The organism is Streptomyces caelestis, from assembly GCF_014205255.1.
In the GTDB taxonomy this organism is placed as follows: Bacteria; Actinomycetota; Actinomycetes; order Streptomycetales; family Streptomycetaceae; genus Streptomyces; species Streptomyces caelestis.
Genome location: NZ_JACHNE010000001.1, coordinates 4833694 through 4855562 on the forward strand (window position 1 = coordinate 4833694; position 21869 = coordinate 4855562).

Annotated in this window: 22 protein-coding genes, 1 tRNA gene and 1 pseudogene; 10 read left to right on the forward strand and 14 right to left on the reverse strand. The window is 69.6% G+C overall.

Annotation, left to right across the window (positions count from 1 at the left end; translation table 11 throughout):
• Positions 1-111: 111 nt before the first annotated feature.
• The 6 genes from HDA41_RS22115 to HDA41_RS22140 form a co-directional block, all read right to left on the reverse strand.
• Positions 112-648 (reverse strand): hypothetical protein, encoded by a 537-nt coding sequence (locus HDA41_RS22115; protein ID WP_230299456.1) that lies wholly within the window; start codon positions 646-648, stop codon positions 112-114.
• 14 nt (positions 649-662) lie between these two features.
• A complete protein-coding gene (locus tag HDA41_RS22120; protein ID WP_184986429.1) occupies positions 663-2486 on the reverse strand; it encodes an alpha/beta hydrolase in 1824 nt (607 codons plus the stop codon).
• 9 nt (positions 2487-2495) lie between these two features.
• Positions 2496-2963, reverse strand: a complete 468-nt coding sequence (locus tag HDA41_RS22125) for a hypothetical protein (RefSeq protein WP_184986431.1) — start codon at positions 2961-2963, stop codon at positions 2496-2498.
• A 622-nt stretch (positions 2964-3585) separates the two neighbouring features.
• Positions 3586-3659: transfer RNA gene (locus HDA41_RS22130), tRNA-Pro, on the reverse strand.
• Positions 3660-3706: 47 nt separating this feature from the next.
• On the reverse strand, positions 3707-4480 hold the full coding sequence (locus HDA41_RS22135; protein WP_184986433.1) for a Pr6Pr family membrane protein: 774 nt from the start codon (positions 4478-4480) through the stop codon (positions 3707-3709).
• 110 nt (positions 4481-4590) lie between these two features.
• Complete coding sequence (locus HDA41_RS22140; RefSeq protein WP_184986435.1) at positions 4591-5517, reverse strand: metallophosphoesterase; 927 nt, start codon at positions 5515-5517, stop codon at positions 4591-4593.
• 170 nt (positions 5518-5687) lie between these two features.
• On the opposite strand from HDA41_RS22140, the gene HDA41_RS22145 reads away from it, so the two are divergent.
• The gene (locus HDA41_RS22145; RefSeq protein WP_184986437.1) at positions 5688-6152 is read left to right on the forward strand and encodes a GatB/YqeY domain-containing protein; all 465 of its coding nucleotides are present in this window, start codon (positions 5688-5690) and stop codon (positions 6150-6152) included.
• Between the two features lie 168 nt (positions 6153-6320).
• Positions 6321-6680: pseudogene (locus tag HDA41_RS22150) on the forward strand (GatB/YqeY domain-containing protein); the annotation flags it as partial.
• A gap of 115 nt (positions 6681-6795) precedes the next feature.
• Here HDA41_RS22150 and HDA41_RS22155 read toward each other — a convergent pair.
• Positions 6796-9093, reverse strand: a complete 2298-nt coding sequence (locus HDA41_RS22155; RefSeq protein WP_184986439.1) for a transglycosylase domain-containing protein — start codon at positions 9091-9093, stop codon at positions 6796-6798.
• Positions 9094-9501: 408 nt separating this feature from the next.
• Between HDA41_RS22155 and wblA the strand changes: the two genes are divergently transcribed.
• Complete coding sequence (wblA, locus tag HDA41_RS22160; protein ID WP_184986441.1) at positions 9502-9840, forward strand: transcriptional regulator WblA; 339 nt, start codon at positions 9502-9504, stop codon at positions 9838-9840.
• 214 nt (positions 9841-10054) lie between these two features.
• On the opposite strand, the gene bagB is transcribed toward wblA, so the two are convergent.
• Together bagB and bagA are read right to left on the reverse strand one after the other, a co-directional pair.
• Entirely contained in the window at positions 10055-11440 is a 1386-nt protein-coding gene (gene bagB, locus HDA41_RS22165) for an ATPase BagB (protein ID WP_184986443.1), read from the reverse strand.
• 70 nt (positions 11441-11510) lie between these two features.
• The gene (gene bagA / locus HDA41_RS22170; protein ID WP_184986446.1) at positions 11511-12488 is read right to left on the reverse strand and encodes an ATPase BagA; all 978 of its coding nucleotides are present in this window, start codon (positions 12486-12488) and stop codon (positions 11511-11513) included.
• A gap of 130 nt (positions 12489-12618) precedes the next feature.
• Here bagA and sp36 point away from each other — a divergent pair, with 130 nt between their 5' ends.
• From sp36 to HDA41_RS22190, 4 genes are all read left to right on the forward strand, one after another.
• A complete protein-coding gene (sp36, locus tag HDA41_RS22175; RefSeq protein WP_003991873.1) occupies positions 12619-12777 on the forward strand; it encodes a Sp36 family protein in 159 nt (52 codons plus the stop codon).
• Complete coding sequence (locus HDA41_RS22180) at positions 12777-13253, forward strand: RidA family protein (protein ID WP_184986448.1); 477 nt, start codon at positions 12777-12779, stop codon at positions 13251-13253. The genes sp36 and HDA41_RS22180 overlap by 1 nt, the downstream gene beginning before the upstream one ends.
• Before the next feature lie 81 nt (positions 13254-13334).
• Positions 13335-14213, forward strand: a complete 879-nt coding sequence (locus HDA41_RS22185) for an NUDIX hydrolase (RefSeq protein ID WP_184986450.1) — start codon at positions 13335-13337, stop codon at positions 14211-14213.
• A complete protein-coding gene (locus HDA41_RS22190; RefSeq protein WP_184986453.1) occupies positions 14210-15040 on the forward strand; it encodes an MBL fold metallo-hydrolase in 831 nt (276 codons plus the stop codon). The genes HDA41_RS22185 and HDA41_RS22190 overlap by 4 nt, the downstream gene beginning before the upstream one ends.
• 6 nt (positions 15041-15046) lie before the next feature.
• Here HDA41_RS22190 and HDA41_RS22195 read toward each other — a convergent pair whose 3' ends face one another.
• Both HDA41_RS22195 and HDA41_RS22200 read right to left on the reverse strand, forming a co-directional pair.
• The gene (locus HDA41_RS22195; RefSeq protein WP_184986455.1) at positions 15047-15865 is read right to left on the reverse strand and encodes a nucleotidyltransferase domain-containing protein; all 819 of its coding nucleotides are present in this window, start codon (positions 15863-15865) and stop codon (positions 15047-15049) included.
• Positions 15866-15985: 120 nt separating this feature from the next.
• Complete coding sequence (locus HDA41_RS22200; protein ID WP_010031945.1) at positions 15986-16660, reverse strand: Crp/Fnr family transcriptional regulator; 675 nt, start codon at positions 16658-16660, stop codon at positions 15986-15988.
• Between the two features lie 408 nt (positions 16661-17068).
• Here HDA41_RS22200 and nth point away from each other — a divergent pair, with 408 nt between their 5' ends.
• From nth to HDA41_RS22215, 3 genes are all read left to right on the forward strand, one after another.
• Positions 17069-18070 carry an endonuclease III gene (gene nth, locus HDA41_RS22205; protein ID WP_184986457.1) on the forward strand — a complete coding sequence of 334 codons (1002 nt, stop codon included), beginning with the start codon at positions 17069-17071 and terminating at the stop codon, positions 18068-18070.
• Positions 18071-18167: 97 nt separating this feature from the next.
• Positions 18168-18863 (forward strand): NUDIX hydrolase, encoded by a 696-nt coding sequence (locus tag HDA41_RS22210; RefSeq protein ID WP_184993638.1) that lies wholly within the window; start codon positions 18168-18170, stop codon positions 18861-18863.
• A 13-nt stretch (positions 18864-18876) separates the two neighbouring features.
• Positions 18877-20076 carry a MarP family serine protease gene (locus HDA41_RS22215; RefSeq protein WP_184986459.1) on the forward strand — a complete coding sequence of 400 codons (1200 nt, stop codon included), beginning with the start codon at positions 18877-18879 and terminating at the stop codon, positions 20074-20076.
• Positions 20077-20130: 54 nt separating this feature from the next.
• Here the strand turns inward: HDA41_RS22215 and HDA41_RS41435 are convergent, their stop codons facing one another.
• The 3 genes from HDA41_RS41435 to HDA41_RS22225 form a co-directional block, all read right to left on the reverse strand.
• Positions 20131-20313 (reverse strand): hypothetical protein, encoded by a 183-nt coding sequence (locus HDA41_RS41435; RefSeq protein WP_078602692.1) that lies wholly within the window; start codon positions 20311-20313, stop codon positions 20131-20133.
• 127 nt (positions 20314-20440) lie between these two features.
• Positions 20441-21379 carry an alpha/beta fold hydrolase gene (locus tag HDA41_RS22220; protein ID WP_184986462.1) on the reverse strand — a complete coding sequence of 313 codons (939 nt, stop codon included), beginning with the start codon at positions 21377-21379 and terminating at the stop codon, positions 20441-20443.
• Positions 21376-21864 (reverse strand): phage holin family protein, encoded by a 489-nt coding sequence (locus tag HDA41_RS22225; protein WP_184986464.1) that lies wholly within the window; start codon positions 21862-21864, stop codon positions 21376-21378. The genes HDA41_RS22220 and HDA41_RS22225 overlap by 4 nt, the downstream gene beginning before the upstream one ends.
• Between the last annotated feature and the right edge of the window lie 5 nt (positions 21865-21869).

Here is a 21869-nt window from a genome sequence, read left to right on the forward strand (position 1 = left end):
TTCGGCGCGACGATCAGACCGCGCCGTTGGACGGCCTCCCGCGTAGTTGGCGTCTCCGGGCGGACAGGCCCGCACGAGACGACGCCGATTTCTTGCTTCCGGACGCGTGCGTCAGCTTGAGAGGGGTGCGTCGCTCGACCAGAACGTGGACTTCACGTTCGGCGCCGGCAACTCCTGCTTCGAGTAGTCAGGGCCGTTCGGCTTGCTGGTCGGCTGAGCAACCTCGGACTCCTTCACACACGGGGTGGTGACGCTCAGGTGTGCTTGGCCATTGGGCCCGATCAGGACTTCGAGCTGGAAGCCGTCCTGTGTCTTGAAGTGGGCCACGAGCCCGTTCGGACTCGTGGCGACGAGCTTGTAACCCTTGCTCTTCCAGTGGCGTTCCAGCACGCCGAGGAAGCTGCCACGCCGCTCGGCAGAGATGATCGTCATGACGGCACGATCGCGGTCTACATAGCAGTCACCCGGCATCGAGTACCTATGTGTCCACTCAACGGGAGGCTTGATGGCCGCAAACGCCTCGTCCAGGATCTTGTCCGCCCTATCGGCGGCCTCTTGCAGGTTCATCTTCGATTGGCTTTCGTTGCTTGAAGACGCGGAACCCGTCGTGCCGCATCCGGCAAGAAGCAGTGCCAGCACTGCGGCCACTGCAACCCTTTCCCTCATCGCGGCGTCTCCCTTATGACGTATTCCGGATGTCCTGCGACAATGGCGGCTATATTTTGTGCAGAGACCCTGTCCTTCCCTTCTTCCGGAGAAAAGTAATTGCTGTGGGCTTCGATATCCAACTTCGAACCCAAAACGTCGGGGAAGGACGGCTGAACAAGCTCTGGTCCGGGCAGGGTCTCGAATCTGTTGGCGCCGAATGCTTTGCTTGCCGGATCCTTGCCGAACCAGATGTCGTCGTCACCCTGGTCAGCGACCTCTCCTCCGAGGTACGCGCCAGGCGGCCCTCCCCCGAAGAATCCCATGGTTCCTGCCACAGCTTCCTTCGATGAAGGGAGCTTGGTGACGATGTCGTTCTCCGCCGCGCCCACCCAGACGTGATCCTTGCCCACACCCAGGTCCTCCGCCTTGGCAACGCCGACGCCGGGACTTCCGACGAGAATAATGTCATCAGCGCCCGGAATCCCTCCCGCCTCCTGCGTGGCGCCCCCTACCAGCCGAGAACCATAGGAATGTCCGATGGCGGTGATGTGAGGATCGGCATTCTCATTGGTTGCTGAAATTCCACTCATGAAACTGTTGTAGGTGGGCGCGCCGCGCTCGGCGTCGGTGGCAGTCATCACATCGATCGATTGAGGTGCATCGTAGCCGAGCCATACGATCGACGATGAGGAGGGATCGAACTTCTGGGCTTCCGTAGCCGTATAGTAGGCGCGTTTCACCGTACCATCGGAAAATTCAGAGTTGAGTTTGGTGCCCAAGCCAGGCGCATAAGCCGAGACGTTCTTTGAGGTGTCAGGGTTCCCATAGGCGACGATCGCCCTCCCGTTCCCTTCGAGACCGATGCCCAGGAGGAACATTGGTGGCTGGCCTCCCGCGTTGAGCTTGTTCTGGATGCCCTTAAGCCCTTCGAGTTTTTCCTTGGATGCCTCGTCGTGCTGGCCCTCCAACTGCGCGATGAGGAGGTGAATGTTCTCCCGGTTCGCCTCGTCCCGGACCGTTGACGGGATGCCGTCCAAGTTGCCGATGATTTCCGGGAAGGCCGCCTTGTACTCCTCACGCTCCTCATTGCTGAGGCTGTCCCACCACTCTTTACGGTCGGCCGGTGACTTGTCCCAAGGGATGTGATCCCGGAGGTATTCACTGGCCGCTGAGCTCACACTATCGACATCGGATGCCACGTCCGCCCATGTCTTGGTGTCGACGTTCAACCCCGGCGCTGCCTTGAGCTTGTTCAGCGCCTTGCTGTACCGGTCGTCGATCTCCTGGGCTTCCCGTACGGCGTGGGCGATGCGGTCGGCGATGTCCACAGCTTTGGCATGGTGCGGGTTCGGGTTCTTGAACTGAGGGTTGTTTGGTACCAGCCCCGGTGATTGCAATCCTGTGTCGTTGCCGGTGATCATGCCGTTGTTGCCCAGGACTGTGCCGCCGGGGATCGGCTCACCGGTGAGCTCGTTCTTACCGCCAGCGGGATACGTGATGGTGCCGTCCTGGTTGACGGTGTATGCCAGCGCTGCCGCATCGTCCAGAGCCTCAGTCAGGCGCCGCTTGGGAGCGGAAATCTCGGACGAAAAGCCGTCGAGAGCGCCGGTGATCAGGCCGCATTCCACCTGGGTGTAGTGGAAGTTCTCCGACAGCTTCCGCAGCTGCTTGAGTGCCGCGTCCGCAGCCTCACCCTCGTTGGCCTTCCGCATGGCTGCGGTGATTTGCTTGTCGATGCGTTCCTTGGCCGCGTCGGCCATGCCGCTGATCGCGCGGTACCCGTCCGCTGCCTCCGCGTACTCGGTCGGCTTGAGGGCCTTGAGCGTCAAGTGGTCCATGTGCCCGGGTCACCGCCCCTTGGCCTGGCCGCCGGTGGGCGGGTCCTCGTAGTACTCGGTCTTCAGCTTGGCGATCTCGGCCTTGATGGCCTCGTCGGTCCGTAGCTGATCGTTGCCCGTCTTCTCCAGCACGCCGGCAAGCCCGTCGCACACCTCGCCCACGTCCTTGACGTAGCGCTTCCAGGAGTCGTAGACATCCTGCTGGGCTGCCGCGGTCAGGCACCCGGTTCCCTTCCCGAGTCCCGTCTGGCCCACCTCCATCTTTGCCCACGCCTTGCCGAGGTCTTCCCGCAACGATCCGACGTCTGCCCCCGCCTTGGTCCACGCCGCCTTGTCGGACCTCAGCTTGCCGACCCCGCTGCCACTGCCAGCGGAGCTGGTGCCGCCTTGGTCGGCGGGCAGTTGATTGAGCTGCATCTGCGTGGTGTGCCGCTCGACCGCTGCGGCCTTGAGATGCTCCCACTCATCCCACGCCATGCGCGGTCCTCCCCGTGTCCTGATGGTGCGTCGCCGAGCGGAAGTGAACCTGTGACCGCATCGCGGCGGTGACCGAGACGTACCGTAACGCCTCTACATCACGTGCCCCATCCGTATCGGCCACCATGGCGTCTGAGTATCTGCACTCAGGCGGAACCCGGTCCTCGATCGGATGGGTGACGCTGCCACATGGGTCCGAAGGCGTGTACGGAGGCGGCGTGAGCCCCGTTGCTGCGTGGGGGAATTGACTGGCGGCGGCCGCGGACGTTGGGGGTGCAGCCGCAGGTGTGCGACGCCTGCGGACGACGGCGGAGACCGCGATCGCGGCTCCGAGGAGTGCGACAGCGCCGATGCCCAGCGCGACCCAGGGGGTGCTGCCGCCTTCAGACGCGGGTGCCGTCGTGGCGGAGCCGTCGTCCGTTGCCGGAGCGTCGGCGTGGGGTGACCCTTCCGCGGCGCACGCGGCGCACGGCGTGCTCGAAGGCGGAACGCCACTCGCTGGGAGCCACCGGGGAGCCGGATCCCGAGGTCGGCTCCCAAATGGCTCCCAAAACAGGCCCGCAAAGCAAATCAGGCCCGGTGCTGATCTCTCAGCACCGGCCCTGACCTGGTGTTTCAGCTGTCGGGGTGGCGGGATTTGAACCCACGACCTCTTCGTCCCGAACGAAGCGCGCTGCCAAGCTGCGCTACACCCCGATGTCGCTGCTGTCGCGGCGACGACGTTTACTTTAGCCCACTGGTGGCTAGAGACGAAATCCGGTTTTCCAGGGGTGGCGGAGGGGGTTCGGGCGGGCGTGGTCGAGGGCCACGAGGAGGAGCGCGAGGGCGTAGAAGGAGAGGCCGAGGAGGAGGGTGTTGCCGAGGACCTTCTTGTAGCCGTCCTGGCCGACGTCCAGGAAGGGGTAGAGGTAGCGGTCGGGGGTGCCCGGGAGGAGCAGTTCGCCTCGGGTGAGGGAGAAGGCCAGGTAGGCCAGGGGGTAGAGGAGCCAGGTGCTGGCCTGGCGCAGGCGCAGGCGGCCGGGGGTCGTGAGCAGGAGCCAGTCCAGTACGGCCGCGATCGGGGTCAGCGTGTGGAGAGTGTGGTGGGCGACGGCCTGCCAGCCCGTCGGAGCGGCGGCGGCCTCGCCCGTGAGGGAGAAGGGGCTCGCCTCGTTCATCAGGAGCAGGTGGTGCACCAGGCCCGCGATGACGACGTAGAGCAGGGTCGCGCCCAGTACTGCTCCTGGTAGCGGGCGGCCCGCCGTCCACGCGCGGCGAGCCGAGAGGGCCATGACCAGCGCGAGCAGGAGGTTGCTCTGGATCGCGAAGTAGCCCAGGGTTCGGGACGGGTCGCTCAGCAGTACTTCGAGCGTCACGCCGGCGGCCGCCGCCAGGGCGACCAGCAGGCGGAATGCCGCGGCTGCCGGGCGGCGGACCGGGGTGGCGACGGCCGAGGCGGGGACGGGGGAGGGCTTCAGCGGGGATTTGGCCGGAATCGCGGGGAGGTCCGGTATGTCCCTGGGTATCGGGGCGGTCATGCCCCCACGCTGGCAGAAGCGGACATGCGGGGCGATTCGGGCGGGCTGTGTGGGTTAACAGCCCTTGACAGTCCCCTACGTACGGGCCCCCATGGGGGAGTGTCTCCCCCCTACTCCCGCCCCACCAACGTCAGCAACGTCGCCTCCGGCGGGCACGCGAACCGTACCGGTGTGTAGCGGTTCGTGCCGCAACCCGCCGAGACGTGCAGGTACGCCGTACGGCCCTCCGCCGTGTGCGTGGACAGGCCCTTCACGCGGTCCGTGTCCAGGTCGCAGTTGGTGACCAGGGCGCCGTAGAAGGGGATGCACAGCTGGCCGCCGTGGGTGTGGCCGGCCAGGATCAAGGGGTAGGCGTCGGCCGTGAAGGCGTCCAGCGTGCGCAGGTACGGCGCGTGGACCACGCCCATGGAGAAGTCGGCGGAATCCGAGGGGCCGCCGGCCACCTGGTCGTAGCGGTCCCGCTTGATGTGCGGGTCGTCCAGGCCCGTCAGTTCCAGCGAGACGCCCTCGATCTTGAGCGTGCCGCGTGTGTTGGTCAGGTTCAGCCAGCCCGCCGCGTCGAAGGCGTCCCGCAGGTCCTCCCACGGGTTGTGCACCGCGCCGACGGCCGGCGGGTTGCCGTTCAGGCCGTGGCGGCCCTGGGTCTTTTCGAGCAGGTAGAGGGCGGGGTTGCGGAGCTTGGGGCCGTAGTAGTCGTTGGAGCCGAAGACGTACGCGCCCGGGAACTCCATCAGGGGGCCCAGCGCGTCCAGGACCTCCGGGACGCCCTCCGGGTCGGAGAGGTTGTCACCCGTGTTGATCACGAAGTCGGGGCGCAGGCCCGCCAGGGACCGCAGCCAGCGCTGCTTCTTGCGCTGACCGCCGACCATGTGGATGTCGGAGACCTGCAGCACGCGCAGGGGGCGCATACCCGAGGGCAGGACCGGGACCGTGACCCGGCGCAGGCGGAAGGAGCGGGCCTCGAAGCCCGCGGCGTACAACAGACCGGCGGCACCAGCCGCCGCCATTCCCAGGGGGACTCCGTATCGCGCGCGCATACGACCATCGTGTCAGACCGCGCCGGTCTCCTGCGCCCGGCGGTGCCCGAAACCCCCTGGCGACAGCGGCCCTTAAGCCATCGCTCAAGCCATCGCTCGAACCATCCCTTGAACCACCGCCCCGCAAATCAAGGGGCGCCTTTCCGCCCGCACCTGCGACAATCAACCCCATGACCACGCTCAAGTCGAAGCTTCAGGATGACCTCAACGCCGCGATCAAGGAGCGCGACGAGCTCCGCTCCTCGACGCTCCGGCTGACCCTCGCCGCGATCACCAAGGAGGAGGTCGCGGGCAAGGAGAAGCGCGAGCTCTCCGACGACGAGGTGCAGAAGGTGATCACCCGCGAGGCGAAGAAGCGGCGTGAGGCGGCCGAGGCCTTCGCGCAGGGTGGTCGTGCCGAGCAGGCCGAGCGGGAGAAGGCGGAGGGCGAGGTGCTCGCCGAGTACCTGCCCAAGCAGCTGTCCGACGAGGAGCTCCAGCAGATCGTGGCCCAGGCCGTCGAGGAGGCCAGGGCCGCCGGTGCCGAGGGGCCGCGGGCCATGGGCGCTGTCATGAAGATCGTGAACCCGAAGGTGGCCGGCCAGGCCGAGGGCGGCCGCGTCGCCGCCGCCGTGAAGAAGCTGCTGGCCGGCTGACCATCGGCAGATCGCCGGCTGACCATCGGCAGAACAACAGGCGGCCCCCTCTCCCCGTCGGGGAATGAGGGGGCCGCCTGTCACTGTCACCAACCGGCGTCAACCGCGCATCGGCCTAGCCGAAGCGCCCGCCGTTCCCGTTCCCGCCCCCGTTGCCCTGGCCCCGGAAGAAGCCCTGTCGCGGGCAAGGAGAAGCGCGAGCTCTCCGACGACGAGGTGCAGAAGGTGATCACCCGCGAGGCGAAGAAGCGGCGTGAGGCGGCCGAGGCCTTCGCGCAGGGTGGTCGTGCCGAGCAGGCCGAGCGGGAGAAGGCGGAGGGCGAGGTGCTCGCCGAGTACCTGCCCAAGCAGCTGTCCGACGAGGAGCTCCAGCAGATCGTGGCCCAGGCCGTCGAGGAGGCCAGGGCCGCCGGTGCCGAGGGGCCGCGGGCCATGGGCGCTGTCATGAAGATCGTGAACCCGAAGGTGGCCGGCCAGGCCGAGGGCGGCCGCGTCGCCGCCGCCGTGAAGAAGCTGCTGGCCGGCTGACCATCGGCAGATCGCCGGCTGACCATCGGCAGAACAACAGGCGGCCCCCTCTCCCCGTGGGGGAATGAGGGGGCCGCCTGTCACTGTCACCAACCGGCGTCAACCGCGCATCGGCCTAGCCGAAGCGCCCGCCGTTCCCGTTCCCGCCCCCGTTGCCCTGGCCCCGGAAGAAGCCCTCGGGAATGGAGAAGGAAGGCGTCGGCGCGGGGTCGCCGCCTCCGCCGTTGTTGCCGCCGACCAGGCCGCCGATGAAGCCGCCGTTGCCGCCGTCACCGCTGTCCCCGTCGTCGCGGCCGTCACCGCCACCGTCGCCGTCACCCTGGTCCCGGTCGCGGTCGATGCCGTCGGGGATGTGGACGCTGTTGAAGTTCTCGACGGGCTTGCCCTCCAGGGCGCCGTTCATCATGTCGCCCCAGATCGGGCCGGGGACCTCACCGCCGAAGACCTTGTCGTACGGCCGGCCGCCGATGGTGATGTTGGTCATCTTCCGCTTGTGTGCAGGGTCGCCGACCCACACGGCACCGGCCAGGTTCGGCGTGTAGCCCACGAACCAGGCCGCGTAGCGCTCGTCCGTCGTACCGGTCTTGCCGGCACTGGGGCGGCTGTCGAGGCCGGCCTTCTTGCCCGTACCGTCCTCGACGACGCCCTTCAGCAGCTCGTTGACGGTGTCGGCGGTCTTCTCCGACATCGCACGCGAGCACGTCGACTTCGGGACCTGGAGCGACTTCGTCTGGTCGCCGACGCGCTGGGTGACCGACTCGATGGCGACCGGCGTGCAGTACATGCCGCGCGAGGCGAAGGTCGCGTACGCGTTCGCCATGGTCAGCGGCGACATCTCCTGGGTGCCGAGGGCGATGGACGGAGCCTGGTCGATCTTGCGGCCGTCGGCCCGCTCGACGCCCATCTTCTTCGCCATCGTCGTGACCGGGCAGATGCCGATGTCGCTGATCATCTGTACGTAGTAGGTGTTGACCGACTTGGCGGTCGCTTCCTTCATGTCGTACGGGCCGACCTCGGACTCGTTCTCGTTCTCGAGCCTGGCGGGGTTGGTCCGGCTGTTCCGCCAGGTCTTGCCGTCGCAGGCCGAGACGGGGCTCGGATACGCCATCTGGTACGGCGCGGAGTACACCTTGTTCGCCGGCATGCCGTCCTCGAGGGCCGCGGCGGCCACGATCGGTTTGAACGTCGAACCGGGCTGGTAGCCCATGCCGCCGCCCATCGACTGGTCGACGGAGAGGTTGATCTGCGTCTGGTTCTTGCCGAAGCCGTACGGACGCGACTGGCCCATGGCGAGGATCTTGCCGGTGCCGGGCTCGACGATGGAGGCGGCGGTGGCCACCTCGTCGCTCTTGTAGACGTGGTCCTTGATGGACCGCTGTGCCGCGTTCTGGGCCTGCGGGTCCATGGTGGTGCGGATGGTGAGGCCGCCCTGGTTCCAGACCTTCGCCCGCTGCTCCTTGGTCTTGCCGAAGACCGGGTCGTTCAGGAAGACCTCGCGCACGTAGTCGCAGAAGAAGCCCGCGCCCTTGGACGCCGTGATGCAGCCGTTCCTGGGCTTGCTGACCTTCAGGCCCAGCGGCGCCTTCATCGCCTCCGCGGCCTGCGCCCGGGAGATGTCGCCGACCTCGGCCATGCGCCCGAGCACGATGTTGCGGCGCTTGGTGGCCTCCGCCTCGTCGTTGACCGGGTCGTACCGGCTGGGCGACTGGACGATGCCGGCGAGGAGGGCCGCCTCCTGGACGTTCAGGTCCTTGGCGGGCTTGGAGAAGTAGCGCCGGGCCGCGGCCTCGACGCCGTAGGCCTGCTGGCCGAAGAACGTGATGTTCAGGTAGTTCTCGAGGATCTTCTTCTTCCCGAGCTCCTCCTCGACCTGGATCGCGTACTTCAGTTCGCGGATCTTGCGGCCGATGGTCTGCTGGGTGGCCTGCGCGACCTTCGTCGGGTCGTCGCCGGCCTCCTCGACGAAGACGTTCTTCACATACTGCTGTGTCAGGGTCGAGGCGCCCTGGGCGACCTCACCGCTGCGCGCGTTCTTGTTGAGGGCGCGCAGCACGCCCTTCAGGTCGACCGCGCCGTGCTGGTAGAAGCGCGAGTCCTCGATCGCGACGATCGCCTTCTGCATGTACGGCGAGATGTTCTTGAGGGGGACCACCGTGCGGTCGCGCGAGTAGACCGTGGCGATCTGGCCGCCGTCGCCGTCGAGGATCGTGGTCCGCTGGCTCAGGGGCGGGGTCTTCATATTGGCCGGGAGCTCGTCGAAGCTCTCGACCGATCCCTTCGCCGCCAGCCCCAGCGCGCCCACCGCGGGCAGCGCGATACCGGCCAGCACGGCTCCCGCGAGGACACTGACACCGAGGAACTTGGCGGCCTGCTGCGTGGGTGACAGACCACCGCCCGAGCGCTTCTTTGGCATGAGGGCAGCCTACGTTCTCATTCGCCGGACAGGCGTACAGGCGTTGGCCTAAGCTGCTCTCAACTGTCACAGCGCTGAGGTCACGTATCAATACGTCCGGCGACCCCGAATCGTTCCGGGTGTTCCCCAACTTTTTTGATGGGGTCGTGTCCGAATCCGCCTTGTGTGTCACACGGCGTCCGTTGTGACGTAGCTGAACTGTCCTGGTTTGCCGGGAAGGTTACGTATGTCGCCAGCTCACTCCCCCGGGTGATCTGCCGCTTACCCATAGTCCGTTCGGACCATTCAAGATTGGGCCCGCTGGGGGTGTTGCGCCGTGCCCACCTTCCGTAACGTCCTCAACTGGCGGCGGTGCATATGCCGCTGCCGCCGTGGGGGAGCCTCGATTCGGGAGAGGACGGCGCCGGTATGGGCTGGGTAGTCGACTGGAGTGCGCAGGCGGCCTGCCGCACTACCGATCCGGATGAACTGTTCGTTCAAGGAGCAGCGCAGAACAGGGCCAAGGCGGTGTGTACCGGATGCCCGGTGCGCACGGAGTGCCTGGCCGACGCGCTGGACAACCGCGTCGAGTTCGGCGTGTGGGGAGGCATGACGGAGAGGGAGCGCCGCGCACTGCTGCGCAGGCGGCCCACAGTGACCTCCTGGCGCCGGCTGCTGGAGACCGCGCGCTCGGAGTACGAGCGCGGCACGGGTGTCCTGCCTCTCGACGACGACGAGGTCTACGAGAACTACGCGGCGGTGAGCTGAGGGGCTCCTCCGGGGCTTCTCGGGGCTCAGGCCCGGGCTCAGGCCCCTCACGGAGACAGGCCCGTCGGCAGCGCCGGACGCCGCCCGCAGGCACTCGCTTTGTGCTCAGGCGCACGCGCGTGGTGCTCAGACGCACCCGCGTGGTGCCCAGGCCCCGCCTCGGGCGCTCAGGTAATCGCCGCCTAGGCACTCGCCTAGGGACTCAGGCAATCGCCTAGGCACTCGCCTCAGGCCGGGTGCCCGCCTCGGGCATCTCCGTCTCGGGCAGTTCGCGCTCGTTCGCCGCGAGCCGGTCGCCGATGTCGCGCAGCCCCGCGAGGTCGTGCACATCGCCGGGCAGCGCGCCCACTTCCGTCACGGCCACCTCGGGGTGGAGCGCGGTGAAGCGGTCACGCGTGCGCTGCTCACGGGAGAGCAACTGCATACGTTCGGCGTGCAGCCTCAGCAGGCCTGCCGTGAGCTGGTCGACGGACCGCTCGGTGTTCTCGGCGTCCTCAGCGGGGGAGCCACCGTCAGAAGCCGGAGCTGGTGTTTCGGATGGGGGAGAGTCTGAACTGTCATACGTGTCGGGGGAGTTACGAAGTACTGCTTTCCCGCCCTCCTGATCCACAATGCGGGGCTCTTCAAGATTTTCCGCGGCGGCGAGCGCCCGCTCGGCCGACAGCCGGTCGGCGGCGCTGCCGTGGACCCGGTTGAGCACCAGTCCGGCGAGCGGCATGTCCTCCGCGGCCAGCCGCTCCACGAAGTACGCGGCCTCGCGCAGCGCGTCCCGCTCCGGGGCCGCGACCACGAGGAACGCCGTGCCGGGCGCCTGGAGCAGCTTGTACGTGGCGTCGGCGCGGGTGCGGAACCCACCGAAGGTCGTGTCCATCGCGGACACGAACGTCTGGACGTCCTTGAGGAGCTGGCCGCCGAGCAGTTTGCCCAGCGTGCCGGTCATCATCGACATCCCGACGTTCAGGAACTTCATCCCGGCGCGGCCGCCCAGCTTCGCCGGCGCGGTCAGCAGCCGGATCAGCCGCCCGTCCAGGAACGACCCGAGCCGCTTGGGCGCGTCCAGGAAGTCCAGCGCCGAGCGGGACGGCGGAGTGTCGACCACGATCAGGTCCCACTCGTCCCGGGCCCGCAGCTGCCCGAGCTTCTCCATCGCCATGTACTCCTGCGTACCCGCGAAGCCCGCCGAGAGCGACTGGTAGAAGGGGTTGCCCAGGATCGCGGCGGCCCGCTCGGGGTCCGCGTGCGCCTCGACGATCTCGTCGAAGGTGCGCTTCATGTCGAGCATCATCGCGTGCAGCTCGCCGCCCGCCGAGTCGTCGATGCCCTTCACCCGGCGCGGGGTGTTGTCGAGGGAGTCGATGCCCATGGACTGGGCGAGCCGGCGGGCCGGGTCGATGGTCAGGACGACGACCTTCCGGCCCCGCTCGGCCGCGCGCAGGCCGAGGGCCGCGGCGGTCGTGGTCTTGCCGACCCCGCCCGAGCCGCAGCACACCACGATGCGGGTCTTCGGATCCTCCAGCAGCGGGTCTATGTCGAGCATGCGCGTGGGGGACAGGTGGTGGCGGGCCGGGTCGTGGGTGTGGGCCGGGTCCGGACGACTCATGACATCCCCTGCTTCCGACTCATGACGGGCCTTGCCTGTGTGCTGTGCCTGGAACCGCTGCCTGCCCGGCTCATGACACGCCCTGCTCGCGCAGCTCGCGGGCCAGCTCGTACAGCCCCGCCAGGTCCACGCCCTCGGTGAACAGCGGCAGTTCGTGCAGCGGCAGGCCCAGCTCGGCGAGCACCGCACGCTGCTCGTGCTCCAGCGTGTACCGCTCGGCGTACTCCTCGGCCTGCGTGAGCAACGGATCCACCAGCCGCTCCGCGCGCCCGCCGCGCCTCGCCCCGCCGAGCCCGGCGGACGACAGTGACCGCGCAACCGTGGAACGCGGGACCGTCCGGACGAGTTCCAGGTCGGCCGCGTCCAACACCTCCGGCCGCACCATGTTCACGATGATCCGCCCCACCGGCAGCCGCGCAGACCGCAGCTCGGCGATGCCGTCCACCGTTTCCTGGACGGGCATCTCCTCCAGCAGCGTCACCAGATGCACGGCCGTCTCCGGCGACTTGAGCACCCGCATGACGGCCTGGGCCTGATTGTGTATCGGGCCGATCTTGGCGAGGCCGGCGACCTCGTCGTTGACGTTCAGGAAGCGCGTGATGCGCCCGGTGGGCGGGGCGTCCATGACGACGTAGTCGTACGCGAACCGCCCGCTGCGCTCCTTGCGGCGCACCGCCTCGCACGCCTTGCCGGTGAGGAGGACATCCCTCAGCCCGGGCGCGATGGTAGTGGCGAAGTCGATCGCGCCGAGCTTCTTCAGAGCCCGTCCGGCGCCGCCCAGCTTGTAGAACATCTGGAGGTAGTCCAGAAGGGCCAGTTCGGGGTCGATGGCAAGCGCGTACACCTCCCCGCCCCCGGGAGCGACGGCGATCTTCCGTTCCTCATAAGGCAGCGCCTCCGTTTCGAAGAGCTGTGCGATGCCCTGGCGGCCCTCGACCTCGACGAGAAGCGTCCGCTTCCCCTCCGTGGCCAGGGCCAGCGCTAGGGCCGCGGCCACCGTGGTCTTGCCGGTACCGCCCTTGCCGCTGACGACCTGGAGCCTGCTCACGTATTCGAGCCTAACCAGTCCGTGCCCGGACTACGCGGGAGGCTGTGGACAACCGTCACCGTGGAGGGCTGACGACCAGGGGCGTGGTCGGCCGCATGACCCCTTTCCGGCAGCGGCTAGAGTCGGCCGCATGACCAAGTGGGAATACGCAACCGTGCCGCTGCTCGTCCACGCCACGAAGCAGATTCTGGACACCTGGGGCGAGGACGGCTGGGAGCTCGTCCAGGTCGTGCCCGGGCCGAACAACCCCGAGCAGCTCGTGGCCTACCTGAAGCGGGAGAAGCAGTGATGAGCGCCGTCGAGGCGAAGCTGGCCGAGCTCGGCCTGACCCTGCCCGACGTGGTCCCGCCGCTCGCCGCGTACCAGCCGGCCGTGCAGTCCGGGCCGTACGTGTACACCGCTGGGCAGCTGCCGATGGTGGAGGGCAAGCTTCCGGTCACCGGCAAGGTCGGTGCGGAGGTCACCCCGGAGGAGGCCAAGGAGCTGGCGCGCACGTGCGCGCTGAACGCCCTGGCCGCGGTCAAGTCCGTCGCCGGTGACCTGGACCGCATCGCGCGCGTGGTGAAGGTCGTGGGCTTCGTGGCCTCGGCCTCGGACTTCACGGGCCAGCCCGCGGTGCTGAACGGTGCCAGCGAGCTGCTCGGCGAGGTCCTCGGCGACAAGGGCGTGCACGCGCGCAGCGCGGTGGGCGTGGCAGTGCTGCCGCTGGACGCACCGGTGGAGGTCGAGATCCAGGTGGAGCTCGCCCGGGAGGTGTCCGCCTAGCACCCTTTCGGTGGCCCTAGCTGCGGAATCCGCCCCCAGCGCCACTCGAACATCCGCCCGTCACGGGATAGCCTCGCGCCCATGGCGAACGGTCAGTGGTACCCCCCGGAGTGGCTGGACCGCATCCGCGCACTCGCGGCCGGCACCCTCACCCCGGTCACCCCGAAGCGCGCGGCCACCGTCATGCTCCTGAAGGACACCGGCACCGGCCCCGCCGTCCACATGCTGCGCAGACGCGCCTCCATGGCCTTCGCCGGAGGCGCGTACGCGTATCCGGGCGGCGGCGTCGACCCCCGGGACGACGACCACCAGGTCCGCTGGGCGGGCCCCACGCGCGCGTGGTGGGCGGAACGGCTGGGCGTCGACGAGAGGGCGGCCCAGGCGATCGTCTGCGCGGCCGTGCGGGAGACGTACGAGGAGGCGGGCGTGCTGCTCGCCGGCCCGACGCCCGAATCGGTCGTCGGTGACACCACCGGCGCCGGCTGGGAGGCCGACCGTGCCGCCCTGGTCGCCCGGGACCTGTCCTTCGCGGAGTTCCTGGACCGCCGCGGCCTGGTTCTGCGCTCCGACCTGCTCGGCGCCTGGACCCGCTGGATCACCCCGGAGTTCGAGGCCCGCCGCTACGACACCTGGTTCTTCGTGGCCGCCCTTCCCGAGGGGCAGCGCACCCGTAACGCCTCCACGGAGGCGGACCGTACGGTGTGGATCGCCCCGGGCGAGGCGGCGGCCGAGTACGACAAGGGCGAGCTGCTGATGATGCCGCCGACCATCGCGACCCTGCGCCAGCTCACGGCGTACGAGACGGCAGCGCAGGCGCTCGCGGCCGCCCCGGGGCGGGATCTCACGCCCGTCCTGGCCACCGCCCGCCTGGTGGACGGCGAGATCGTGCTCTCCTGGCCGGGCCACGACGAGTTCACCAAACACATCCCGACCGCCCCGACCGGTGGAGCCACCGCATGACGGACGCAGCAGCCCTTCCCGGCCAGCCTCGTGGCGGGGTCCTCTCCGGGCCCGCCACCGCGCGGGCCGTCAACGTCCTGGCCCCCAACCCGTCGGCGATGACCCTGGACGGCACGAACACCTGGATCCTCTCCGAGCCGGACTCGGACCTGGCCGTGGTGGTCGACCCGGGTCCGCTCGACGAGGGACACCTGCGCCATGTCGTCGCCACGGCCGAGCGGGCCGGCAAGCGCGTCGCCCTGACCCTGCTGACCCACGGTCACCCCGACCACGCGGCGGGCGCCGCCCGGTTCGCCGAACTGACCGGCACGCGCGTGCGTGCGCTCGATCCGGCACTGCGGCTGGGCGACGAGGGCCTGGCCGCCGGAGACGTGATCACCACCGGCGGCCTGGAACTGAGGGTCGTGCCCACCCCCGGTCACACCGCCGACTCGCTCTCCTTCCATCTCCCCGCCGACGGGGCGATCCTGACCGGCGACACGATCCTGGGCCGCGGTACGACGGTCGTGGCCCACCCGGACGGCCGGCTCGGCGACTACCTGGACTCTCTGCGGCGCCTCAGGTCCCTCACGGTCGACGACGGGGTCCACACGGTGCTGCCGGGCCACGGACCGGTCCTGGAGGACGCCCAGGGCGTCGTCGAGTACTACCTCGCCCACCGCGCTCACCGCCTCGCCCAGGTGGAAACGGCCGTCGAGGACGGCTACCGCACCCCCGGACAGGTCGTCGCCCACGTCTACGCCGACGTCGACCGCTCCCTGTGGCCGGCGGCGGAACTGTCGGTGCGGGCGCAGTTGGACTACCTGGAGGAGCACGGGCTCATCTAGGGCCCCTCACGGACGCGGCGCTTTGACGCCGTGCACGCGCGCGTACTCGCCGGCGAGCCATGGCCCCAGGTCGTCGGCGTACGACGCCAGGACGGCGGGGTCACCCGTCGGCTCACGGCCCAGGACGGCCGCGGCCCGCACCTGTCCGGCCCGCTCGGGGTAATACCCGGCGAACGCCTCGGCCATCTCCCGCAGATCGCTGGTCCAGCCGTTCCAGCGGGGCATGATCAGGGTGAAGGCCGTACGCACGAGGTGCCGGGACATGAAGCGGACAAGGGGACGGCGGGCCTCGTCGGTGTCGTCGGCCTCGGCGATCCGCCGGCGCCAGCGCGGGAGAAGCAGGGCCAGGTCGCCGTTGGTCTCCCGGGCCAGGAGCGTGTCGGGGCGGTAGCGCGGCAGGTGCGCGGCGAGGTCCTCGCCCAGCAGCGGTGTGCACAGACAGGCGACGAACCAGCCCAGGTCGTGCCGCTCCAGGTCGCTCAGCAGCCGCGCCCGGCTGAACAGCAGCGTCCCGTGTCCGTCGAGCTGCTCGAACTCCTCGTCCAGAGCCGCGCCGAGGGCACGGGCCTCGTGCCGGTCCGCGCCGGTCGGCTCCTCACGCAGGGCGAGCAGCAGGTCGAGATCGCTGCGCCCCACGCGCGCGGTGCCGCGCGGGATCGACCCGTAGAGGTACGCGCTGTGCAGCCGCGCCCCGAACACGTCCGCCAGCCGTTCCCCGGCCGCGGCGACCACCGGACGGAAGGCGTCGGGCACGCGCGCGAGGGAGCCCTCCCGGGCGAGGAAGCCGTGGGCGTCGAGTCCGGGGCGGTGAACGGTTTTGGCCATGAGGCCACTGTGCCGTGACGGGGGATGCCGGGGCGGCTCGTTTCTCGTGCGCGTACGACGTCGGGCCCCGCCCCGTGAGGGGACAGGGCCCGAGAACGTACGGCCAGGGGTGCGTGCGCGTCAGCGCGAGCGCTTGGCGAGGCGTTCCACGTCCAGGAGGATCACCGCGCGGGCCTCCAGGCGCAGCCAGCCGCGCTGGGCGAAGTCCGCCAGCGCCTTGTTGACCGTCTCGCGGGACGCGCCGACCAGCTGGGCCAGCTCCTCCTGCGTGAGGTCGTGGACGACGTGGATGCCCTCCTCGGACTGCACGCCGAACCGGCGGGACAGGTCCAGCAGGGCGCGGGCGACGCGGCCCGGGACGTCCGAGAAGACGAGGTCGGACATCGCGTCGTTGGTCTTGCGCAGCCGGCGCGCGACGGCGCGCAGGAGCGCCGTGGCCACCTCGGGGCGGGCGTTCAGCCAGGGCTGGAGGTCGCCGTGGCCGAGGCCGAGCAGCTTGACCTCGGTCAGCGCCGTGGCGGTCGCGGTGCGCGGGCCCGGGTCGAACAGCGACAGCTCACCGATGAGCTCGCCGGGGCCGACCACGGCCAGCATGTTCTCGCGGCCGTCGGGGGACGTGCGGTGGAGCTTGACCTTGCCCTCCGTGACCACGTACAGGCGGTCGCCGGGGTCACCCTCGTGGAACAGCGAGTCGCCGCGCGCGAGGGTCACCTCACTCATGGAGGCGCGGAGCTCCGCGGCCTGCTCGTCGTCGAGCGCCGCGAAGAGCGGATTGCGCCGCAGAACGTCGTCCACGAGTTCTCTCCTTGTCGACCTGCTCAGGGGCGTTTGCCCCCGCGTACCAAGGCACCGTGGTGCCCATTTTGCCGGACGGTCCAAACAGTGTGATCTGTCACAAGGATGCCGCACACGTGTCCCGGGGTACGCGGCAGGGGTCCAATTGGGCGCCGATCTTCGGGGTCCGGGGCGGATGTCGGTGCCGGGCCTTAGGCTGGCCGGGTGTCCAAATCGCCGGTGAGAGCACAGGCCGAGGGGGCTGCGCGGGTGGTTGTACGTCGCGATTCCGCCGTGGGCGAACAGAGCCCCGATGGCGGTAGCAAAACGGCGAAAGCGACAGGGGAGGCGGCGCCGTCCGGAAAGTCGGCGCCGGCGAAGAAGACGCTTGCCAACAGGGCCGGGGCCGCGAGTGAGCAGGCATCTGCGATGCAGGCCGCGGCTGTGAAGAAAGCCGCGTCCGCGAAGAAAGCTGCCTCTGTGAAGAAGACTGCTTCCACGAAGAAGACCGCTTCCGCGAAGAAGGCCGTGCCTGCGAAGAAGGCAGCGCCCGCGAAAAAGGCTCCCGCCGCCAAGAAGATCACCGTCGCCCCCAAGAAGGCCACGGCCCGCATCAAGGGCGCCGCCCCGGCCAAGACCGTCGTCCACCCCCCGAGTGGCGAGTCCCGCACCGCCCTGGTCCGCCGGGCCCGCCGTATCAACCGCGAGCTCGCCGAGGTCTACCCGTACGCCCATCCCGAGCTGGACTTCACCAACCCCTTCCAGCTCGTGGTCGCGACGGTCCTGTCCGCCCAGACGACCGACCTGCGCGTCAACCAGACGACCCCCGCCCTCTTCGCCAAGTACCCCACTCCCGAGGACCTGGCCGCCGCCAACCCGGAGGAGGTGGAGGAGATCCTCCGCCCGTGCGGCTTCTTCCGGGCCAAGACCAAGTCGGTCATAGGGCTGTCCAGGGCCCTCGTGGCGGACTTCGGCGGCGAGGTCCCCGGCCGGCTGGAGGACCTGGTCAAGCTGCCCGGCGTGGGCCGCAAGACGGCGTTCGTCGTGCTCGGGAACGCCTTCGGCCGGCCCGGCATCACCGTGGACACGCACTTCCAGCGCCTGGTGCGCCGCTGGCAGTGGACCGCCGAGACCGACCCGGACAAGATCGAGGCCGCGGTCGGCGCGCTCTTCCCGAAGAGCGACTGGACGGACCTCTCGCACCACGTGATCTGGCACGGCCGCCGTATCTGCCACGCCCGCAAGCCCGCCTGCGGCGCCTGCCCCATCGCCCCGCTCTGCCCGGCGTACGGCGAGGGCGAGACCGACCCGGAGAAGGCGAAGAAGCTGCTCAAGTACGAGAAAGGCGGCTTCCCTGGCCAGCGTCTGAACCCCCCGCAGGCCTACCTGGACGCGGGTGGCGAACCGGCGCCGCCGCTGAGGGCCGGATGAGCTGCCCCACGAGCCCCTCGATCAGGGGATCGCGGCCGTTCGCGGAACGATCTCAGGGCCACCGTGCGTTGGAAGCGGCAGGACGACAGGGGTGGCGATGACACGGGCGAGCGACACACAGGGCGGGCCGGTGACAGTGAGCAAGGAGGGCCTGCCCGGCTGGCTGGACCCGGTGGTGCGCGCCGTGGAGACGGTCCGGCCCCGGCAGCTGAGCCGCTTCCTGCCGCCGGAGGACGGCGCCGGGCGGCAGTCCGCCGTGCTGATCCTCTTCGGTGAGGGCGAGCGCGGACCGGAGCTGCTGCTCATGGAGCGCGCGCACTCCCTACGCTCACACGCCGGCCAGCCCTCCTTCCCGGGCGGCGCCCTCGACCCCGAGGACGGCGACCCGCGGGGCGACGGCCCGCTGCGGGCTGCCCTGCGCGAGGCGGAGGAGGAGACCGGCCTCGACCCCTCCGGCGTCCAGCTCTTCGGCGTCCTGCCCCGGCTGTACATCCCGGTCAGCGGCTTCGTCGTCACCTCGGTGCTGGGCTGGTGGCGTGAGCCCAGCCCGGTCGGGGTCGTCGATCCGAACGAAACCGCCAGGGTCTTCACTGTCCCCGTGGCGGATCTCACGGATCCCGCGAACCGCGCCACCGCCGTCCACCCCAGCGGCCACCAAGGTCCGGCATTTCTGGTCGAATCGGCACTTGTCTGGGGTTTCACGGCCGGAATCATCGACCGGCTGCTGCACTACTCGGGCTGGGAGCGGCCCTGGGACCGCGAGAAGCAGGTCCCGCTCGACTGGCGCGCATGACAGGGTGGCCTCCGTGAACGTGCTGGACATCTTGTTGCTGGTCGCCGCCGTGTGGTTCGCGGTCGTGGGGTACCGCCAGGGGTTCGTCGTCGGCATCCTGTCGGTGATCGGTTTCCTGGGAGGCGGTCTCGTCGCGGTCTACGCGCTGCCCGTCATCTGGGACGCGATCACGGACAACGCCGAGGTGAACACGACAGCGGCCGTCGTCGCGGTCGTCGTCGTCATCGTCTGCGCCTCCGTCGGCCAGGCCCTCACCACCCACCTCGGCAACAAGCTGCGCCGGCACATCACCTGGTCCCCCGCCAGGGCCCTGGACGCCACCGGCGGTGCCCTGGTCAACGTCGTGGCGATGCTCCTGGTCGCCTGGCTGATCGGCTCGGCCCTCGCGGGCACCACCCTGCCGACGCTCGGCAAGGAGGTCCGCAACTCCAAGGTGCTGCTCGGCGTCTCCCAGGCGCTGCCGGACCAGGCCGCCACCTGGTTCGCCGACTTCTCCTCGGTCCTCGCGCAGAACGGCTTCCCGCAGGTGTTCAGCCCGTTCGCGAACGAGCCGATCACCGACGTCCAGCCGCCGGACCCGGCCCTGGCCAACAGCCCGGTGGCGACCCGCGCCCAGCGCTCCATCGTCAAGGTCATGGGCACGGCCCCGAGCTGCGGCAAGGTCCTGGAGGGCACCGGCTTCGTCTTCTCCGACCGCCGTGTCATGACCAACGCGCACGTGGTGGGCGGCGTCGACGAGCCGACCGTGCAGATAGGCGGCGAGGGCAAGAAGTACGACGCCACGGTCGTGCTCTACGACTGGCGGCGCGACATCGCCGTACTGGACGTGCCGGACCTCAAGGCGCCCGCGCTGCGGTTCACCACCGACGACGCGGGCAGCGGCGACGGCGCGATCGTCGCGGGCTTCCCGGAGAACGGGGCGTACGACGTGCGTGCCGCACGCGTGCGTGGCCGCATCACGGCCAACGGCCCGGACATCTACCACCGCGGCACGGTCCGCCGCGACGTCTACTCCCTCTACGCGACCGTCCGCCAGGGCAACTCCGGCGGCCCGCTGCTCACCCCCGACGGCAGGGTCAACGGCGTCGTCTTCGCCAAGTCCCTCGACGACGCCGAGACGGGTTACGCGCTGACCGTGGACGAGATCCAGGAGGACATCACCAAGGGGCGCACCGCGAACCGGCAGGTGGGCAGCGACAGCTGCGCGCTCTAGCCAGGAACGGCTGGGAAACGGCAGCGTCGGGGCGTCACTCGCGAGGGTGACGCCTCAGTCGCGTGTGTGGCGCAGACGTACGGAGACCCAGCGGGCCCGGCGGCGGAGGATGCGCGGAATCCCGACCCTGGGATCCGCGGTCGCCATCTGCGGTGCGCCGCTTCGCTGGTGGGGGTTCGCACCGCCCGCCGAGCGGCGATTGCGGCTTGCGTCACTGTAGTCGTGCGTCCAGCCCATACCCCGACGTGTGCCCCCGCCTCATGGTCGATAACCGCCCCCGGGGCGCCCAATTGGCCTATGCGCCAGGCAATTGGCCGTTCGTAGGACAAGCGTTCACGTGCGGGCGCCGGCCGCGGTCACGCGGTCACCGATCGGGTTCCGGATCCTTCAGCCAGTTGATGAGCTCCGAGGAGAACGCGACCGGGTCCTCCTCGTGCGGGAAGTGGCCGAGGCCGTCGAACAGGCGCCAGCGATAGGGGGCTTCGACGTACTCGCCGGATCCGGCCGCGCTGCGCGTGCGCATCACGGGGTCGAGCGAGCCGTGCAGATGGAGCGTCGGCACGCGCACGGGCCGCTTCATACGGCGGTTGAACTGGATGCCGTCCGGGCGGGCCAGGGAGCGCACCATCCAGCGGTACGGCTCGACCGCGCAGTGCGCCGCGGAGGGGATGCACATCGCGCGGCGGTACGTCTGGAGCGCCTCTTCCTCCGGCGGGCGCGGCCCGGACCAGTCCTGGATCAGCCGGGCCACGAGCTCCCCGTCGTCGGCGGTGAGCTGCCGCTCCGGGATCCAGGGCCGCTGGAACCCCCAGATGTGTGAGCCGGCGCGGGTCTGCTTGACGTCTCGCAGCATGGCCGAGCGCCAGCGCCGCGGATGCGGCATGGACTCCACCGCCAGCCGCCGCACCAGCTTGGGGCGCATCGCGGCGGCCGTCCACGCGAGGTATCCGCCCAGGTCGTGGCCGACCAGCGCGGCGTCCGGCTCGCCGAGCGAGCGGATGACGCCGGTGACGTCGAGCGCGAGGTTGGCGGGGTCGTAACCGCGCGGTGTACGGTCGCTGCCCCCGACGCCCCGCAGGTCCATGGCGACGGCCCGGAAGCCCGCGTCGGCGAGCGCCACCAACTGGTGCCGCCAGGTCCACCAGAACTGCGGGAAGCCGTGCAGCAGCAGCACCAGCGGCCCGTCGCCCAGCTCGGCGATGTGGAAGCGGGCGCCGTTGGCGGCGACGTCGCGATGGTTCCAGGGGCCGTCCAGCAGCACGGCCGAGGCCGGTTGTGCCGGGGGAGTGGCGGGGTCGGTCATGACGACGAGCGTGCCACAACGTCGATGACCTCGGGGACCCGGTCCTTCGCAAGCTCCGGACGCGGGTGCGGCTTGGCCTTCTGCAGGACGCCCGCGGTCTCCTTCATGGAGGCGGCGACCTTCTGCGGGCCCTTGCTCTTCTTGGCCTTCTTCGCGAAGACCACGCCGATCAGCGCGAGCACGACCGCGACCAGTACGTTCGCCGCGAAGGACAGCAGGAAGCAGATCGCGAGGTTCCAGTCGCTCCAGGTGCGGATGCCGTACGCCAGCGCGAAGTTCAGCATCGGCAGGGAGAACAGCAGTACCGCCCCCGCCATCGAGAAGGCGCCGCCGCTGGTCGCGCCGCGCTTCACGTCCTGCTTGAGCTGCGCCTTCGCCAGCGCGATCTCGTCGTGCACCAGTGCCGACATTTCCGCCGTCGCCGAGGCGAACAGCTGGCCGATGGTGCGTTCGGCGCCGACCGGGCTGCCGTCGGGTGCGCTCATCGCGG

What these genes read in the sequence shown, in the direction of transcription:
- wblA (WP_184986441.1), top strand. Translation starts at nt 9,502, where the DNA reads ATGGGCTGGGTAGTCGACTGGAGTGCGCAGGCGGCCTGCCGCACTACC.
- sp36 (WP_003991873.1), top strand. Translation starts at nt 12,619, where the DNA reads ATGACCAAGTGGGAATACGCAACCGTGCCGCTGCTCGTCCACGCCACG.
- bagB (WP_184986443.1), bottom strand. Translation starts at nt 11,440, where the DNA reads ATGAGTCGTCCGGACCCGGCCCACACCCACGACCCGGCCCGCCACCAC.
- HDA41_RS22210 (WP_184993638.1), top strand. Translation starts at nt 18,168, where the DNA reads ATGACACGGGCGAGCGACACACAGGGCGGGCCGGTGACAGTGAGCAAG.
- HDA41_RS22195 (WP_184986455.1), bottom strand. Translation starts at nt 15,865, where the DNA reads ATGGCCAAAACCGTTCACCGCCCCGGACTCGACGCCCACGGCTTCCTC.
- HDA41_RS41435 (WP_078602692.1), bottom strand. Translation starts at nt 20,313, where the DNA reads ATGGGCTGGACGCACGACTACAGTGACGCAAGCCGCAATCGCCGCTCG.
- HDA41_RS22125 (WP_184986431.1), bottom strand. Translation starts at nt 2,963, where the DNA reads ATGGCGTGGGATGAGTGGGAGCATCTCAAGGCCGCAGCGGTCGAGCGG.
- HDA41_RS22145 (WP_184986437.1), top strand. Translation starts at nt 5,688, where the DNA reads ATGACCACGCTCAAGTCGAAGCTTCAGGATGACCTCAACGCCGCGATC.
- HDA41_RS22135 (WP_184986433.1), bottom strand. Translation starts at nt 4,480, where the DNA reads ATGACCGCCCCGATACCCAGGGACATACCGGACCTCCCCGCGATTCCG.
- HDA41_RS22155 (WP_184986439.1), bottom strand. Translation starts at nt 9,093, where the DNA reads ATGCCAAAGAAGCGCTCGGGCGGTGGTCTGTCACCCACGCAGCAGGCC.
- HDA41_RS22180 (WP_184986448.1), top strand. Translation starts at nt 12,777, where the DNA reads ATGAGCGCCGTCGAGGCGAAGCTGGCCGAGCTCGGCCTGACCCTGCCC.
- HDA41_RS22220 (WP_184986462.1), bottom strand. Translation starts at nt 21,379, where the DNA reads ATGACCGACCCCGCCACTCCCCCGGCACAACCGGCCTCGGCCGTGCTG.
- HDA41_RS22190 (WP_184986453.1), top strand. Translation starts at nt 14,210, where the DNA reads ATGACGGACGCAGCAGCCCTTCCCGGCCAGCCTCGTGGCGGGGTCCTC.
- nth (WP_184986457.1), top strand. Translation starts at nt 17,069, where the DNA reads ATGCAGGCCGCGGCTGTGAAGAAAGCCGCGTCCGCGAAGAAAGCTGCC.
- HDA41_RS22120 (WP_184986429.1), bottom strand. Translation starts at nt 2,486, where the DNA reads ATGGACCACTTGACGCTCAAGGCCCTCAAGCCGACCGAGTACGCGGAG.
- HDA41_RS22225 (WP_184986464.1), bottom strand. Translation starts at nt 21,864, where the DNA reads ATGAGCGCACCCGACGGCAGCCCGGTCGGCGCCGAACGCACCATCGGC.
- HDA41_RS22185 (WP_184986450.1), top strand. Translation starts at nt 13,335, where the DNA reads ATGGCGAACGGTCAGTGGTACCCCCCGGAGTGGCTGGACCGCATCCGC.
- HDA41_RS22140 (WP_184986435.1), bottom strand. Translation starts at nt 5,517, where the DNA reads ATGCGCGCGCGATACGGAGTCCCCCTGGGAATGGCGGCGGCTGGTGCC.